This is a genomic window from Microbispora oryzae (assembly GCF_017896165.1).
GTDB classification, from domain to species: domain Bacteria; phylum Actinomycetota; class Actinomycetes; order Streptosporangiales; family Streptosporangiaceae; genus Microbispora; species Microbispora oryzae.
In genome coordinates this window covers 627,407-643,253 of record NZ_JAFCNB010000002.1, presented here as the reverse complement: position 1 = coordinate 643,253, position 15,847 = coordinate 627,407, and the positions used below count along the sequence as shown (strand labels likewise).

General features: G+C 71.9%; 18 protein-coding genes. 7 read left to right on the top strand and 11 right to left on the bottom strand.

The annotated features are described in order from the left end of the window. Positions 1 to 11 precede the first annotated feature (11 nt). The 3 genes from JOL79_RS06380 (at position 12) to JOL79_RS06370 (ending at position 3,085) form a co-directional block, all read left to right on the top strand. Positions 12 to 1,367, top strand: coding sequence for an HD-GYP domain-containing protein (locus JOL79_RS06380; RefSeq protein ID WP_210154758.1), 1,356 nt, complete (start codon positions 12 to 14; stop codon positions 1,365 to 1,367). Beyond that, positions 1,364 to 2,644: an HD-GYP domain-containing protein gene (locus tag JOL79_RS06375; RefSeq protein WP_210154689.1), complete on the top strand. Its 1,281-nt coding sequence runs from the start codon at positions 1,364 to 1,366 to the stop codon at positions 2,642 to 2,644. The genes JOL79_RS06380 and JOL79_RS06375 overlap by 4 nt, the downstream gene beginning before the upstream one ends. Positions 2,645 to 2,872: 228 nt before the next feature. Further along, on the top strand, positions 2,873 to 3,085 hold the full coding sequence (locus tag JOL79_RS06370) for a biotin/lipoyl-binding carrier protein (protein WP_210154688.1): 213 nt from the start codon (positions 2,873 to 2,875) through the stop codon (positions 3,083 to 3,085). 54 nt (positions 3,086 to 3,139) lie between these two features. Here the strand turns inward: JOL79_RS06370 and JOL79_RS06365 are convergent, their stop codons facing one another. Next, complete coding sequence (locus JOL79_RS06365; protein ID WP_210154687.1) at positions 3,140 to 3,517, bottom strand: thioesterase family protein; 378 nt, start codon at positions 3,515 to 3,517, stop codon at positions 3,140 to 3,142. Between JOL79_RS06365 and bsaP the strand changes: the two genes are divergently transcribed. Both bsaP and JOL79_RS06360 read left to right on the top strand, forming a co-directional pair. Further along, positions 3,477 to 3,818: a biotin synthase auxiliary protein BsaP gene (gene bsaP, locus JOL79_RS35955; RefSeq protein ID WP_443674002.1), complete on the top strand. Its 342-nt coding sequence runs from the start codon at positions 3,477 to 3,479 to the stop codon at positions 3,816 to 3,818. The genes JOL79_RS06365 and bsaP overlap by 41 nt on opposite strands. Before the next feature lie 146 nt (positions 3,819 to 3,964). Next, the gene (locus tag JOL79_RS06360; RefSeq protein WP_210154686.1) at positions 3,965 to 5,674 is read left to right on the top strand and encodes a protein kinase domain-containing protein; all 1,710 of its coding nucleotides are present in this window, start codon (positions 3,965 to 3,967) and stop codon (positions 5,672 to 5,674) included. Positions 5,675 to 5,720: 46 nt separating this feature from the next. On the opposite strand, the gene JOL79_RS06355 is transcribed toward JOL79_RS06360, so the two are convergent. The 6 genes from JOL79_RS06355 to JOL79_RS06330 form a co-directional block, all read right to left on the bottom strand. Further along, positions 5,721 to 7,370 carry an acetolactate synthase gene (locus tag JOL79_RS06355; RefSeq protein WP_210154685.1) on the bottom strand — a complete coding sequence of 550 codons (1,650 nt, stop codon included), beginning with the start codon at positions 7,368 to 7,370 and terminating at the stop codon, positions 5,721 to 5,723. Between the two features lie 129 nt (positions 7,371 to 7,499). Beyond that, positions 7,500 to 8,024, bottom strand: a complete 525-nt coding sequence (locus JOL79_RS06350) for a gluconokinase (protein WP_210154684.1) — start codon at positions 8,022 to 8,024, stop codon at positions 7,500 to 7,502. Between the two features lie 72 nt (positions 8,025 to 8,096). Further along, positions 8,097 to 8,588 (bottom strand): biotin synthase BioB, encoded by a 492-nt coding sequence (locus JOL79_RS06345; protein ID WP_230984251.1) that lies wholly within the window; start codon positions 8,586 to 8,588, stop codon positions 8,097 to 8,099. A gap of 186 nt (positions 8,589 to 8,774) precedes the next feature. Beyond that, entirely contained in the window at positions 8,775 to 9,497 is a 723-nt protein-coding gene (bioD, locus tag JOL79_RS06340; protein WP_210154683.1) for a dethiobiotin synthase, read from the bottom strand. Positions 9,498 to 9,570: 73 nt separating this feature from the next. Continuing rightward, positions 9,571 to 10,299 (bottom strand): GntR family transcriptional regulator, encoded by a 729-nt coding sequence (locus JOL79_RS06335; RefSeq protein WP_210154682.1) that lies wholly within the window; start codon positions 10,297 to 10,299, stop codon positions 9,571 to 9,573. Beyond that, a complete protein-coding gene (locus JOL79_RS06330) occupies positions 10,296 to 10,748 on the bottom strand; it encodes a hypothetical protein (protein WP_210154681.1) in 453 nt (150 codons plus the stop codon). Before JOL79_RS06330 ends, JOL79_RS06335 begins: the two co-directional genes overlap by 4 nt. A gap of 68 nt (positions 10,749 to 10,816) precedes the next feature. Between JOL79_RS06330 and JOL79_RS06325 the strand changes: the two genes are divergently transcribed. Next, positions 10,817 to 12,280: a GAF domain-containing sensor histidine kinase gene (locus JOL79_RS06325; RefSeq protein WP_210154680.1), complete on the top strand. Its 1,464-nt coding sequence runs from the start codon at positions 10,817 to 10,819 to the stop codon at positions 12,278 to 12,280. 116 nt (positions 12,281 to 12,396) lie between these two features. On the opposite strand, the gene JOL79_RS06320 is transcribed toward JOL79_RS06325, so the two are convergent. Then, complete coding sequence (locus JOL79_RS06320; RefSeq protein ID WP_210154679.1) at positions 12,397 to 12,651, bottom strand: WhiB family transcriptional regulator; 255 nt, start codon at positions 12,649 to 12,651, stop codon at positions 12,397 to 12,399. Between the two features lie 285 nt (positions 12,652 to 12,936). Then, a complete protein-coding gene (locus JOL79_RS06315; protein WP_210154678.1) occupies positions 12,937 to 13,929 on the bottom strand; it encodes a diacylglycerol/lipid kinase family protein in 993 nt (330 codons plus the stop codon). 85 nt (positions 13,930 to 14,014) lie between these two features. Here JOL79_RS06315 and JOL79_RS06310 point away from each other — a divergent pair, with 85 nt between their 5' ends. Beyond that, positions 14,015 to 14,434, top strand: a complete 420-nt coding sequence (locus JOL79_RS06310; protein WP_307848351.1) for a hypothetical protein — start codon at positions 14,015 to 14,017, stop codon at positions 14,432 to 14,434. Between the two features lie 28 nt (positions 14,435 to 14,462). Here JOL79_RS06310 and JOL79_RS06305 read toward each other — a convergent pair whose 3' ends face one another. After that, positions 14,463 to 15,242: an RNA polymerase sigma factor SigF gene (locus JOL79_RS06305; RefSeq protein ID WP_210154756.1), complete on the bottom strand. Its 780-nt coding sequence runs from the start codon at positions 15,240 to 15,242 to the stop codon at positions 14,463 to 14,465. Between the two features lie 17 nt (positions 15,243 to 15,259). Further along, complete coding sequence (locus JOL79_RS06300) at positions 15,260 to 15,685, bottom strand: ATP-binding protein (protein WP_210154677.1); 426 nt, start codon at positions 15,683 to 15,685, stop codon at positions 15,260 to 15,262. Positions 15,686 to 15,847: the final 162 nt, after the last annotated feature.

Sequence of the window (15,847 nt, the reverse complement as noted above, 5' to 3'; positions counted from 1 at the left end):
AGGTGGCCGCATTGCGGGAACTGCCGTGGCCTGCCAAGGTCTACTTCGTCGCGGTAATCGGGACCGCCGCCCTCCTGCTCGTCCGCGGCGCCCTGGTCCCCGACGCGCTCGCCGGCATCGACTGGTCCACCCTGTTGGTGCTGGCGCTTCTCTTTCTGCTGTGCGAGTCGGTGCCGACCCTGCTCAACATCCCTCAGGTGGCGGTCTCGGTCAGCTACTCCGCCGCGCTGGCGGCCGTGGTCCTGATCGGGCCCGCGGGAGCGGCCCTCGTCGGCCTGACCGCCTGCCTCAGCGTCCGTCCGAGCCTCGCCCTGGTGAAACGGCTGTTCAACGGCGCCCAGTACGCCATCTGCGGCTACGCCGCCGGCTGGGCGTACGCGGGGGCGGGCGGCCGGCCCGGCCTGCCCGAGGTCTCCGACTTCCCCGGCATCCTGCTTCCGTACGCGGCGGCCACGGCGGCCTTCGTGGCCGGCAACTTCGCGCTGACGGCCGTGATGCTGCGGCTCGCCGCCGTCGTGGCCAGAGACCAGGTCTCGCTGCGCGTGATCGTGCAGTTCCTCGTCTCGTACATCGGCTACGCGACGTTCGGGCTCCTCATCGCCGCGCTGTGGTCGACCGTCCAGTCGATCTCGACCGTGCTCGTGCTGCTGCCGCTCTTCGTGGCCCGCTGGGCGCTGGGGCACTACCACGCCGAGCAGCGCTCGTACGACGCGACGATCGCCGCGCTGTGCCAGGCGGTGGAGACCAAGGACTACTACACGCGGGGCCACTGCACGCGCGTGTCGGCCGCGTCCTCCATGATCGCCGAGGAGGTCGGCATGGGGATCGAGCGGCTGCGCGCCATCCGCTACGCGGGCATGCTGCACGACGTCGGCAAACTCGGCGTGCCCACAAAGGTGCTGCAGAAGGACGGCAGGCTCACCGAGGAGGAGTTCGCCGCGATCCAGCTCCACCCGATGCGCGGGCTGGAGATCGTGCGCGGGATCGACTTCCTGGACGAGGCGTACGCGGGGATCATGCATCATCACGAGCGGCTCGACGGCAAGGGCTATCCGATGGGCCTGGCCGGCATGGAGATCCCGGAGTTCGCCCGCATCATCGCGGTCGCGGACGCCTTCGACTCGATGACGTCCGACCGGTCGTACCGCAGGGCGAAGCCGATCGAGACGGCCGTCGCGGAGCTGCGCAAGAACGCCGGCACCCAGTTCGACCCCGTCATGGTCGACGCGTTCGTCACGGCGCTGGACCGGGACGGCTGGCACCCACCGGCGACCGTGGCGCCCCCGCCCGACGACGTCCCCATCGAGACCACGATGAAGGACCACGACGACCCGACCACGCCGATCCAGGTGGTGTCGGAGCGATGAGGGAGCGGAGGCTGGCCGCCGTGCGGCCCTCGCAGGGCCTCGACTCCGGTCAGCTCCTGCTGATCTGCGCGGCCGGGATGCTGACCGTCGCCGCGATCTCGCACACGGCGGCGACCGGACTGGTGGCGCCCCAGGTGGCGATAGGTTTCGGCGCGCTGATCGCGGCGGGTGAGCTCGCCCGGCTCACGATGCCGGGCAACCGGGAGGTGGCCCCCGTCTCCACCGCGGCCGCGCTCGGCTACGCCCTGCTGCTCGACGTGGGCGGTCGCCAGGCCGGGCAGCCGGCGCTCCAGGTCGTGGCGGTGATGGCGGTCGGGATGATCACGGGTGGGCTGCCGCACATCGCGGTCGGGCGCCCGCCCCGCCTCGACGCGATGGCTCGCAGGCTTCTCGCCGGGTCGCTGGTGTCCTTCGCGTACCGGCCGCTGGCCGGATCCCTGTACGAGAAGGCGGCCGGCGGCAACTGGTGGCCCGCCCTCGGCGTGATGGCGGTGCTCGTGACCGTCATGCTCGCGGCCGATCTCGTGATCGCCGCGATGCTCCGGGCCGGCCAGGTCAGGACCGCCATCGGGGTCGCCGTACGGGACGAGATCCGGATGGGCGGGCCGCTCGGCACGGCCGTCGCCGCGTCCGGCATCCTGCTCGCGCTGGCCTCGCACAGCATGGACATGACGGCGCTGCCGGCGTTCGCCGCGCCCCTGCTGGTGACGCAGGTGGCCTTCCGCAAGTACGCCGGCATCCGGGCCACCTACCTCCAGACCGTCCGGGCGCTGAGCAGGGTGACCGAGGTCGGCGGCTACGTCGAGCCGGGCCACTCGCGCCGGGTGAGCCAGCTCTCCCTGGCCATCGGCCGCGAGCTCGGCCTGTCCGAGCCGCAGCTGCTCGAACTGGAGTACGCGGCGCTCATGCACGACATCGGGCAGCTCTCCCTACGCGATCCCATCCCCGGCGGGGCCACGGTGCTGGCCGATCCGGCCCAGGCCAAGCGCATCGCCGAGCTGGGCGCCGAAGTGATCAGGAAGACCGGCGTCCTGCACGCGGTGGCCGAAATCGTCCGGCGGCAGTGCGACCCCGTCGGCGACGGCCCGCCCCTCGCCAGCCGCATCATCCGCGCGGCCAACGCGTACGACGACCTGGTGGGCGGATCCAGCGACCGCGACCGAGCGGCGGCCGCCCTCGAACGGGTGCGGCTGGACGGCGGGACGGCGTACGACCCCGTGGTGGTCGAGGCGATGGCCCGGGTGGTCGACCGGCTGGTGCTGGTCGCCCGGTTGTAGCGGCCTGCCTGCAGCAGATGTCGTGACCGACGGGGTCGGACGGCAACGCAGCGGCGGGTGATGTTGTGGCGACCCTACAGATTCGTCCGTCGCGTCTCGTCTTAACGCATGCGAGGGCGGGGACACCGATCACCATAGGGTTGGCTGCGTGCTCGATCCGGTTCTTGTCGCCAACGGGCTCGTGTCACGCGTGCGGCGAGTCTGATCTGCTTTGAGGGGAGCCCCGGCATGGCCGAAGTGCGCGCCGAGATGGTGGCCAGCGTGTGGAAAGTGGTCGTGAACGAGGGTGACGCGATCGAGGAGGGCGACACGCTCGTCATCCTGGAGTCGATGAAGATGGAGATCCCGGTCATCGCCGAAGACTCCGGCACCGTCGTGCAGATCAAGGTCGCCGAGGGTGACGTCATCCAGGAGGGCGACCTCATCGCGGTCATCGAGTAGCGGTCATCGAGTAGCGGGCCGGCGGGTATTGGCCGGCGAGTAGCGGTCAGCGGGTCACAGCCGTGCCAGGAACCTCTCCCGGTCGACGATGACGCGCTCGATCGTCCCGGTGGCCACCACGGCGCCGGTCTTGTCCACCGCGATGATGGAGAAGACCAGCCGTCTGCCGTCCACCTCGGTCAGTTCGGCATTGATCTCGACGTGCATGCCGACGGGGCTCGGGAGCCTGTGTTCGAGGTGGACCTTCGTCCCCACGGTGGTCTGGCCGGGCTCCAGGTGACGCTGGACCGCCTTCACCGTGGTCCCCTCGGCGAAGGACAGCAGCCTGGGCGTCCCGAGCACGGGCACGTCGCCGCTGCCCACCCTGATCGCGGTGTCCGACCGCTCGACCATGATGAGGACGCTGGCGCGCAGACCTGCAGCAAGACTCATGTGCGCAAGCCTATTGGCCTGCGCTCCCACGGCGTCCGGGCCGCCCCCCAGGGGGCCGCGTGCCGCGCTTCGCGGGAACCCGGAACGGCGAGACGACCGACGGCTAGGGTGGTGGACCGTGGATCTCTACTGCGATCACTGCGGCCTCCCGGCCGACGACGGTGATCATGCGGACTGCCGTGCCGCTCGGGCGATGGAGCCGCCGCGCTACTGTCCGAGCTGCCGGCGCCGGATGATCGTCCAGGTGACGCCGCGGAGCTGGTCCGCTTACTGCCCGGCGCACGGCACCACGGACGGTTAGACGATAGGCTCGGCATCCGACCCCCTGTGCCCGGAGGGCTCCCTTCCTTCAGGCTTCCGTGATCCTGTCGTTATGTCCTGGCGACACAAAACTGCTTTGTTGGACATCTTCGGGGGTCGTAGTGACTTAGGGGGTACGGGGCGCAAATGGTTGCGGGTGGTATGACCCTGGCTGGGCGCTACCGTCTAGATGCCCGGCTCGGTGCCGGGGGTATGGGCGAGGTGTGGCGCGGCGAGGACATGGTGCTCGCGCGCACCGTCGCCGTGAAGGTGCTGCTCCCCGGCCGTCTCGACGACCCCGGTTTCGCCGTACGGTTCCAGGGCGAGGCGCGGGCGATGGCGACGGTCAACCATCCGGGTGTCGTCGACGTCTACGACTACGGCGTCACCGATGTGCCCGGCGACGGCCCGACCGCCTATCTGGTGATGCGGTTCGTGGACGGGGAGCCCCTCGACCGCCTCCTGACGCGGCTCGGCCGCATCCGCCCCGAGCCGGCGATGGAGCTCATCGCGCAGGCGGCCGCGGCGCTCCAGGCCGTTCACGAGCGGGGCATCGTCCACCGCGACATCAAGCCGGGCAATCTCCTGGTCCGGTCCGACGGCACGCTGGTGCTCACCGACTTCGGTATCGCCAGGGCCGACGCCAACAGCCGGCTCACCGACGCGGGCATGGTGCTCGGCACGGCGGCGTACTGCGCGCCGGAGCAGGCGGAGGGGGCGCCGGTCACGCCCGCCGTCGACATCTACGCGCTGGGCGTGGTGGCCTACGAGTGCCTCGCCGGCCACCGCCCCTTCGACGGCGACACGCCCGTGGCGATCGCCCTCAAGCACATCCGCGAGGAGCCGCCGCCACTGCCCCCGGACGTCCCGCCCGCGGTCCGCGCGATCGTCGAGCGGGCCATGTCGAAGGATCCGGCCCGGCGGTGGCCGTCGGCGGCGGCGATGAGCCAGGCGGCCCGGCAGTCCGTGCAGCTTCCCGGCGCGCCCGCGGAGACCGGCGCCGCTCCCGGCTACGGCCAGGCGGGGATGGCCGCCGCGCTCGACCTGGGATCGGGTCCCGCGCCGGGCGCGCACCCCCAGGATGCCTTCGCGCGCCCCGGAACGGTCGACCCCGTCCGCACCGAGGCGCACATGGTCACCGGCACCTACCGGGTGACAAGGGAGGACTGGAACGACGGGCCGGCCGCCCCGGCCACTTCGGCCACGACGGTCGCCGGAGGCGCGCCGTCCGGCCCCCGGTCCGGACGCCGGGCGGGCCGGGCCGGGCGCAGAAAACGGGGCGGCCCGATCGTCGCGGGGGTCGCCGGAGTCGTCGTCGCGGCCGGGCTCGCCGTCGTCGGCGTCAACGCCCTGGCCTCGGCCGGGCAGGGGGAGCCCGCGCCGTCTCCCGCGCCTTCGCTCAATGTGGACAACACCTCCCCGGCCGAGGTGCCGTCGACCCGGCCGCCGCGGCGCTCGCCCGTGGCCAGCCCCTCCGCCCCGGCGCACGTCGGCCACGTTCCGGGCCGTCCCTCGCCCAGGCCCTCACGGAGCCCCTCGCCGTCGCCCTCCGTGGCGCCGTCTCCCTCACCGTCGCCGAGCCCGAGCGCGGCGCAGGTCAAGGTGCCCGCGGTGACGGGCGTCCCGGAGAGCACGGCGCTGGCCCGGCTGGCGAAGGTGGGGCTCAAGGGCGCGGTGGTCCGCGCCGGTGACGTGGGCCAGTGCTACGGGCCCGTCAGCGCCCAGAATCCCGCCGCCGGGACGTCCCGTCCCGAGGGCTCCGTCGTGAAGCTCACCGTGCCCCGCAAGCTGTGCTCGTCGCCCTCGCCGTCGGCGACCGGGGCGAGCCCCCGCCCGTCCGGCAGCCCGACGCCCTGACGGCGGGGTTCCGGCCCGGGTCGCGTCCCGGGCCGGAACCGGGCGATCACACGCCCGTCGTGTTGCGCGGGTAGGCGATCCGCGGGTCGGTCGCGACGTTCACCATGTAGGGCACGCCGGAGTCGAAGGCGCGCCGCAGCGCCGGGCCGATCTCCTCAGGTGAGGTGACGAGCTCCCCGCCGCCGCCGAGGGCGGTGACCACCTGGTCGTAGCGGCACTGCGGCTGCAGCTCGGCGGCCACGTCGTAGCCGTAGAGCATCTGCATCGGGTGCTTCTCCAGCCCCCACATGCCGTTGTTGCCGCAGATCATGACGACCGGCAGGCGGTGGCGCACCAGCGTGTCGACGTCCATCAGTGAGAATCCGGCGGCGCCGTCGCCGAGCAGCAGCACGATCTGCGAGGACGGCCGGGCGAGGCGGGCGGCGATGGCGTAGCCGAGGCCGGTGCCGAGGCAGCCGTACGGACCGGGGTCGAGCCAGTGGCCGGGGCGGCGCGGCTCGACGTACTTGCCGGCGTAGGACACGAAGTCGCCGCCGTCTCCGATGACGACCGCGTCGTCGGCGAGGACCCGGCCCAGCTCGCCGTAGATCCGCATGGGGTGGATCGGGTCGGCGTCGGACTCCAGCAGCGGGGTGTCGTCGGCGATGGCGGCCGCCGCTGCCTCCGCGAGCCCGGACGCCCAGGGGGCCCACGAGGCGGGGTTGACTCCGGCCGTGGCGCAGGCGGCGCTGAGGCCCCAGAAGACGAGCGACAGGTCTCCGGCGGCCGAACCGGCCAGGCCGGTGTGGGTGGCGAGCTGGGACGGCGCGTCCACGATGTGGACCACCCGGGCGAGCGGGGCGCCGTCCCGCCCGCCGAACCACCCGTACGCGAGGCGGAAGTCGAGCGGCGTGCCGACCACGACGACGAGGTCGGCCTGGCTGAAGGCCTGTCCCCGGGCCCTCGACACCAGCAGGTCGTGCCCGGCGGGCAGGATGCCCCGGCCCTGGCCGTTCGGGATCACCGGCAGCCGCCACTCCTCGGCGAAGTCGCGGGCGGCCTCCTCGGCCCGGTCCATCCACACGTCGGAGCCGTAGACCAGCACCGGCCGCTCGGCCTCGGCGAGCAGACGGGCGATCTCGGCGAGCGCGTCGGGGTCGGGTTCGAGCGGGGAGGGGGTGAGGGTCTGGGCGTCGTACTCGCCGGTCGAGGGGGCGAACAGGTCGTCCATGTACACGTCGAGGAAGACCGGGCCGCGGTGAGGGGCGAGGGCCGTGCGGAAGGCCATCTCGACGTCCTGCCCGATCGCGTCCGCGCCCGAGCCGGTGAACGCCAGCTTGGTCACCGGTGCGAGCAGAGGCGGGTGATCGATCTCCTGCAGCGCGCCGGAGCCCCAGCGAGAGCGCGGTGCGCGGCCGCCGAGCACGACGACCGGTGATCCGTTGAAGTGGGCGGTCGCGACCCCGGACACGCCGTTGGTGACGCCAGGGCCCGCGGTCAGCACGGCCAAGCCCGGCCTGCGGGTCAGCCGGGCGGTCGCCTCGGCGGCGAAGACGGCGCTCTGCTCGTGACGCACGTCGAGAATGCGCATGTCCTGATGGACGGCCCCGTCGTACAGCGGGAAGACATGCCCGCCGGAAAGCGTGAACATCGTGTCGACGCCATAGGCCTGGGAAACGGCGACCGCGACATCGCCGGCGTGCTTGGGGGACTCCATGCCGTGAACCTACCAGTCAGTCACTTGTGCGGACAGAAGCTGTCGGTCCGCCTGTCCTGCCCAGAAACCCGTCCGGTAACACTCTCCGTACGGCGTGTCACGGAGGCTCGTGGTCTCCGAGGTCCGCGGTCACGAGGCCCGGAGCCGGTCGGCCGCCGCGAGATAGTCGTCCACGAGCCGTTCGACGGGCCGGCCGAGATCGAGCACGATGCCCCGCTCGTCGGGCTGGAGGGGTTCGAGCGTCTCGAACTGGGAGTCGACCAGCGACACCGGCATGAAATGTCCCGCCCGCCCGGCCACCCGGGGTCGTACGAGCGCCGGGTCGCCGGCGAGGTGGACGAAGGTCACACCGGGCGCGGCCTCGCGCAGGACGTCGCGGTAACGGCGCCGCAGCGCCGAGCAGGTGGCGACACCGCCGCCCGCGGAGTGCGCGGCGAGCCAGGCGCCGATCGCCCGCAGCCACGGAACGCGGTCCTCGTCGTCCAGGGGGACGCCCGCGCTCATCTTGGCGATGTTGGCCGCGCTGTGGAAGTCGTCGGCGTCGGCGAAGGGGACTCCGAGGCGCCGGGCGAGGGCCACGCCCACCGTGCTCTTTCCCGAGCCGGTCACTCCCATGACGGCCAGCACCGGCCCGCCCGGCTTATCGTCGTTCATCCGTATCGCGCCTTTCCCGACCGTGTACGGCCTTCCGCTCGTCTATGGGCACCCTGCCACAGATGGTCCCTTTCATGAACGATCGGCGCAGAGCGTCGCGGAGAGGGCCTTGATCGGCATCTTGAGGTCGGCGATGGTCGCGATGGTCTTCAGCGCCTCGGCGCCCTCGACCGGCCTCCGGCCGGCCAGCGGCGTGCCCGGGCGGGGATTGAGGAAGTTGAGCGGCACCTCGTCGGGCGCCAGCTCGCCGGCCTGCTCACGGGTCAGCATGCCGAGCGAGCAGGCCACGTTGATGTCGACGGCCTCCCGGATCGCCCGGACGCCCTCGCGTACCTGGTCCATGAGCCGCCGGTCCGGCCCCCGGACGGCGGCCACGACGCAGAACTCGCTCGCCCCGGTCGCCGCCGTCTCGACCGCGGCCCTGACCAGCGAAGGGATGTCGAGCCAGGCCGCGCGCACGGGGGAGGAGAACTGCCCGGACTGGGAGCAGAAATGGCAGTCCTCCGGGCAGCCGCCGGTCTTGAGCGAGACGATGCCCTCGACCTCGACCTCGGGCCGCACCACTTCATGCGGACCTCGTGGGCCAGGGCCAGCAGGTCGGGCACGCGGTCGTCCGGCAGCCGCAGGCACTCGAGCGCCCGGGCGGCGTCGAGCCCCCGGCCCTCGCCGAGCACCTGGGCGCGGGCGATGTCGAGAACGTCGGTGTTCACATGCGCTCCTGGTCTCGGTCGCGACAGAGGGGCCGCCGGGTCACAGCGGAAGCCTGAGGGCGGCGCGGAACGCCGCCGGGTCGAACACTCCGCCGAAGGCGGGGGCGAGCCCGATCCGCGCCGCCCGCGCGAACGCCGCCCGATCGAGGCCGCCCGCGCCCTCGGGGAGGGCTCCGGACAGCGGCCGGGCGGCCAGGGTCTCCAGGTCGGCGACGTTGGAACACTCGGCCACGCCCGGATCGGCCGGCCAGGAGCCGATCACGACGCCCGCGAGATCGACGCCGCGCCCGGCCATCGCCTCCAGCGTCAGGGCCGTGTGGTTCAGCGTGCCCAGCCCCGCCCGGACCACCACCAGCACCGGCGCGCGCAGCCGCCGGGCGAGGCCGGCGATTGTGGCGCCCTCCTCGTCGTACCGGACCAGCAAGCCGCCGGCGCCCTCGACGAGGACCAGCCGGTGCGACTCGGCCAGCTCCTCGACGCGCGCCGCCAACGCCTCCGTCGAGAGGGGAGGCAGACCGCTCACCCGGGCCGCGGCGGCGGGGGAGAGCGGGTCGGGATAGCGGGCCAGTTCGAACGTCGTGGTCACCCCGGACAGCCGGATCACCTCGTCGAGGTCTCCCGGCTCGCCCTCGGCCGCCCCCGTCTGCGCGGGTTTCACGACGGCGACGGCCGCCCCCCGCTCCCGGGCCAGGGCGGCCAGGGCCGCGGTGACGACCGTCTTGCCGACGCCGGTGTCGGTGCCCGTGACAACCAGAATGCTCACCCCCCGCAGCGTAGAGCCGCGCCGGCGGGCCCGGCGTGACGACACGGGGAGAAAGCCGCCCGGCCGGCCCCGGTCAGGGCCGGCGCAGGCGGGTGACGAACTTGTACCGGTCGCCCCGGTAGAGCGACTGGGCGTACTCGACCGGGTTGCCGTCCGCGTCGAACGCGTGCCGGGTCAGCAGCAGCATCGGCAGCCCGACGTCGACGCCGAGCACCTGGGCGTCGTACGGCGTGGCCAGGACGGTCTCGATGACCTCCTCGGCGTCGGTGAGCCGCACGTCGTAGGCGTTGTGCAGCGTCTCGTAGAGCGACGCGTTCACCTCGAGCTCCCGCCGGAGGCGGGGGAACCTCCGGGCGGACAGGTGGGTGGTGTCGATCGACATCGGCTCGCCGTTCGCCAGCCGCAGCCGGTGGATCCGCAGGACCCGGCTGCCGGGGCTGATCGCCAGCCGCCGGGCGAGGGCCTCGTCGGCCGTGACGTAGCTGAGGTCGAGGATCTTGGTGTCGGGTTCGAGGCCCACCGTCCGCAGATCACCCGTGTACGAGGTGAGCTGGAGCACCTGGGCGACCTTGGGCTGGGCCACGAACGTGCCCTTGCCCTGGATGCGCAGCAGCCGTCCCTCGACGACGAGCTCGGAAAGGGCCTGCCGGACGGTCGTCCGCGAGGTCTCGAACCGCACCGCCAGGGTCCGTTCGGGAGGGAGCGCGCTGCCGGGCGGAAGGCTCTTGGTGAGCTCCAGCAGGTTCCGCTTAACGTCGTAGTACTTGGGCACCCGCGGCGGGCTCTCACTATGCTCCGTCACCTGTCCACCTTCGCCTTGGCCACGGCGGTGAGAGCGTTCCTGACCGCCGCGAGATCATCGGACCGCAGATCCGCCCGCGCGGTCAACCTCAGGCACGACCGGCCGTCCGGGACCGACGGCGGGCGGAAGCACCCGACGCGCACTCCCAGGTCCGCGCAGGGCGCGGCGGCCTCCACCGCCGCGCGCGCGGGCCCCAGCACGACCGGCACCACCGCGGCCGCCGGGACTCCCGTCAGGCCCAGCTCGCGGATGATCGCGGCCACCTCCGCGGCCCTCGTGCGGACGGCCGCCTCGACCAGCCGTTCGTCCCTGGAAAGGCCCAGGTAGTCGTTGGAGGCGAGGTCGAGCAGACCGTCGTGGCCGGGGGCGCGCGGGCACAACGCGCGCCGCAGACCGGCCGCCTCGCGCTCGGCGGCGGCCCGGCGCAGTCTGGTGATCGGCCGTGTCATGGAGTGCATCCTGCCAGTTCGTGATGGTCGATTCGCCTCAGGACGGGATGTCGTCGCATCATGCACTCGTGCCGACTCTCAGCGACCTGGTGTCCCGCCACACCGCGCTCGACCCCGCCGACCTCGACTGGGTCCACTCCCTGGTGTCCGACTGGCAGCTTCTCGCCGACCTGTCGTTCGCCGACCTCATCCTCTGGGTCCCCGCGCAGGGCGGGAAGGGCTGGCTCGCCGTCGCGCAGATGCGGCCCACCACGGGCCCGACCGTCTACCACGACGACGTCGTGGGCCTGGTCGTGGAGCGCGGCGAGCGCCCGTTGATCGAGATCGCCTGGACCGAGCACCGCATCTGCCGCGAGGGCGATCCGGACTGGTCGAGCGGGGTGCCCGTCCGGGAGGAGACCATCCCGGTGCGGCGCGGCGTCGGCGGCGCGATCATCGGTGTCATCCAGCGCTCCACCAACCTCTCGTCGGCGCGCACGCCCTCGCGGCTGGAGCTGACCTACCTGCAGAGCGCGTCCGACCTCGCCCAGATGGTCGCCGAGGGACGGTTCCCCTTCGCCGGGGAGGAGCCGATCCTGGTCAGGTCGCCCCGGGTCGGCGACGGCCTGCTGCGCCTGGACAAGTCCGGGCGGGTCACGTACGCCTCGCCGAACGCCCTGTCGGCCTACCGGCGGCTCGGCCTGCACGCCGACCTCGTCGGGGCGGATCTCGGCACGACGACCGCCGACCTGTGCTACTCGGACGAGCCCATCAACGAGGACCTGATGCTGGTGGCCAGCGGCAGGACGCCGCGGGAGACCGAGGTGGAGCGCCGCGGCACGGTCGTGCAACTGCGGGCGATCCCGCTCATCGTGGCGGAGGTGCGGATCGGCGCGCTGGTGCTCGTCAGGGACGTCACCGAGCTGCGCAGGCGCGAGCGGGAACTGCTGACCAAGGACGCCACCATCCGCGAGATCCACCACCGGGTGAAGAACAACCTGCAGACAGTCGCCGCGCTGCTCCGGCTACAGGCCCGCAGGCTCAACAACCCGGAGGGGCAGGAGGCGCTGAACGAGGCGGTCCGGCGGGTCGGCTCGATCGCGATCGTGCACGAGATCCTGGCTCAGATGCCGGAGGAGTGGGTCGAGTTCGACGACATCGCCGACCGGGTGATCTCGATGACCGCCGAGGTGTCGGTGGCGCAGATAAGTCCCAAGCGGATCGGCAGCTTCGGCGTGCTGCCCGCGGCGGTCGCCACACCTATCGCGATGGTCTTGACCGAGCTGTTGCAGAACGCGGTCGAGCACGGCTTCTCGCACTCGTCCGGCAACGTGCAGGTCGTCGTCAGCAGGGACGCGGACCGCCTGGAGGTCGTCGTCGCGGATGACGGCAAGGGCCTGCCCGAGGGATTCGACCTGGAGGCGACCGGCAGCCTCGGGCTGCAGATCGTCCGGACCCTCGTGGTGGGTGAGCTCTCCGGACGGCTCACCATCGCCCGCAGACCGGGCGGAGGTACGGAGGTCGGGCTCAGCATTCCCGTCCAGGCCACCTGACCGGGCGGGCGCCGGGGATTCGTCGGGGAGTGCCGGCGCGGGGGGTGCGTCGTTCTCGTCCACCTCGGTGAATGCCGCACAGGGGCATTCACCGAATATCGGGGAGGAGAAGGAGGTCAGACCGCGGCGCGGGCGCGGGCGCGGGCCGTGCGGCGCTTCAGGGCGCGGCGCTCGTCCTCGCTGAGGCCGCCCCAGACCCCGGCGTCCTGGCCGGACTCGAGCGCCCACCTGAGACACGACTCGGAGACCGTGCAACGGCGGCAGACCTGCTTGGCCTCTTCGATCTGCATGAGCGCCGGACCAGTGTTCCCGATCGGGAAGAAAAGCTCGGGGTCCACGTCACGGCAGGCAGCGCGGTGGCGCCAGTCCATGCGTTCCACTCCTTCGTAAAGTGGAGCCTCCGTGGCTCCTATAGCCGTCACTTTGTGAACTCTTTCACTAGCTACAGCGAAGTTTTACCCGGATCCAGGGTTTGGGGCCGGGTCATCGGGGTGCGCGCCGGAGTCGCCTCACCTCGGCTGTGGCCGAGGTAAAGGTCCTACGTTCCGACGTCGCAGTCAGCTTTTCAGCCTCGCCAACTGCACACAAGAGGTTTGGGACAAGGTTTTGCCCGCCGTGGCTGTCGGATGCGTCACACTATGACTACATGTAACGCCCTAGACCAGGACTTGTAATGCGTCCGGGATAGAACGGAACACCACCCACTCGTGTTCTCCCAGGTAGTCCCCATCGAGCTGGAAGGCTACGGGCCGCGTGGCGGAAAGCGTGAACTCGCTCTCGTCGTGGAGCTGAACGAACTGATTGCCTCTCAGTAGTCCCTCTCGCTCGCCGACGATCTGCCGGACCAGCCCCATGATGGTGGGCAGGCCCATCCTGCGCAGCGCGAGCGCGTCGAGTCCGGTGTCGAAGCCGGCCCACGGGGTGGGGTTGATGGGCCGGGCCCCGGCGTAGGTCCACGGCGCCGTGTTGGTCACGATCGCCATGAATATCCCGCTCTCCTCCGGCCGCCGGGGCAGAGTGAGCCGGAGAGCCGGGCGCCTGCGGTCGGTCACGAAGAAGTGCCGCACCGCCGCGCTGACGTAGAGGGCCGGCCGTGCCCGCAGTCCGGCGCTCCGGAGGCCCTCGACGGCGCGAACGACCTCCGCGTCGTATCCCAAACCAGCACAAAATGTGAAATATCTAGACCTTGTATGGTCAGGTCGGGCATCTGCCCCCGGATCCGGACCCGAAACCTCGTCGTGCCAGATGGCCTGTCCGAGCCCGATGGTCCGGGCGCGTCCCTCGCGGAGCGCCTCCAGCACCGCGCCGGTGGCCTCCACCGAGTTGCTCGGCAGGCCCAGCGCCCGGGCGAACACGTTGGCGCTGCCTCCCGGGATCACGATCAGCGCGGGCCGGTCGCCCGCGTGCGCGTCGGGCTGCCCGACGAGCAGGCCGTTGACCGCCTCGTTGATCGTCCCGTCGCCGCCGAGCACGGCCACCGCGTCGAATCCCTTGGCGTGCGCCGATCCGGCGAGAACGCTCGCGTGCCCCCGGTAGGCCGTCTCCTCGACGGACAGGTCGACGGCCGCGCCGAGGGCCCGGATCAGCACGTCGCGGGTGCGCCGGTGCGTCGAGGTCGCCTTGGGATTGACCAGGAGGAGTGCCCGCATGCCTGAAGGCTAACGAACCCTTTACCGCCGCCGCGGGCCGACACCGCGAGGAAGGGCGGTCATCCGTACAGATAGGTTGGGCGGTGTGATCAGCCCATCCACCGGCCGCCCGGCCACTCTCGTCGTGGCGGGGGCGGTCCTCGCCGCCGAGGGCCTGCTCGCCCTCGCCCTGGGCGGCTACGTCGCCGTGGAGACGCTCACCGCGAGAGCGTCCGACCTCGTGAGCGCGCTCGCAGAAGCCGGTCTCGCCGTCGTGGCCGGAGCCGCGCTGCTCTGGGTCGCCTGGGGCCTGTGGCAGGCCCTGCGCTGGAGCCGCGGACCTGCCGTGGTGACGCAGATCTTCGTGGTGCCGGTGGCGATCACCCTGATCCAGGGTGGTCAGTACGGCTACGGCGTGCCACTCGTGGTGGCCGCCGTCGTCGCACTGGCCGCGCTGCTCGCCCCCGCCTCGACACGGGCCCTGGTGGGCGAGGACGACATGCCGGGCCGCGGGTCGCCCCACTGACCGGCGGCGGCCGCTCAGTCTCCGGCGGTCAGTCTTCCGCGGTGAGGCCCTCGCGGAGCTGGGCCAGCGTCCGGGCGAGGAGCCGGGACACGTGCATCTGCGAGATGCCCAGCTCCGTCGCGATCTGCGACTGCGTCATGTTCCCGAAGAAGCGCAGCAGCAGGATGCGCTTCTCCCGCGGAGGCAGCCGCTCCAGCAGCGGCTTGAGCGACTCGCGATACTCCACGCCCTCCAGCGACTCGTCGACGACGCCGAGCGAGTCGGACACGGCCGGGGCGTCGTCGTCACCGGAGTCGGGGGCGTCCAGAGAGACCGTCGAGTAGGCGTTCGCCGACTCCAGGCCCTCCAGCACCTCCTCCTCGGTCATCCCGAGGTGGACGGCGAGCTCGGCGACCGTGGGCGCCCGGCTCTCCCGCTGGGACAGCTCGCTGATCGCCTTGGTCAGCGACAGCTTCAGCTCCTGCAGGCGGCGCGGGACCCGCACGGCCCAGCCCTTGTCGCGGAAGTGGCGCTTGATCTCGCCGACGATGGTCGGCGTCGCGTACGTGGAGAACTCGACGCCGCGGGCGAGGTCGAACCGGTCGATCGACTTGATGAGGCCGATCGTGGCGACCTGGGTGAGATCGTCGAGCCATTCCCCGCGGTTCCGGAAGCGGCGCGCGAGATATTCGACGAGCGGCAGGTGTAGCTCGACCAGTTCGTCGCGGATGCGCTGGCGCCTCGGGTCGTCGGCCGGCAGCTCCGACAGCTCCCCGAAGAGCGTGCGCGCCCGCACGCGGTCGGGCACCGCGGAGTCGCCGGAGGCCATGGCACTCGTCCTCTCGGTCACGCCGGCCTCGCCGCGCTCCGCCGCTTACGCAGCACGATCGCCATGTGGTCGGCGTTCTCCGACGTGGCGTCCACGTCGTCGGCCAGCGCCGTCAGCACCATCCAGGCGAAGTCCTCCCGGTTCGGGGAGCTGACCCCGAGCGTGTTGACCTCGACCCGGACGGTCATCTCCTGGCCGGTCAGCTCGAACTCGGCGATCAGGTCGGTGCCCGGCACGGCGTGGCGCAGGAGCATGGCGCACGCCTCGTCCACCGCGATGCGGAGGTCCTCGATCTGGTCGAGGGTGAAGTCGAGCCGTGCGGCGAGCCCGGCGGTGGCCGTCCGCAGCACGGAGAGATAGGCGCTCACGGCCGGCAGCCGGACACTCACAGCATCACGAATCCCGGTCAGATCCACCGCAGGCGTCTCGGTTTCCTCGGTCACGTTCCTCCTCGCCCTTCGAGCCGGCTGGGTGCCGTCGACTGCAACCTACCGCCACTCATCCCCTGCTGCTCCGGTTGGGCGCGCCGATTGTGGTGTTCCTTGGGAGTAACTCCTCGTAAATTCCGTGCTACCGAATCCAGATGGTCGCGGTGGTTTGACCAC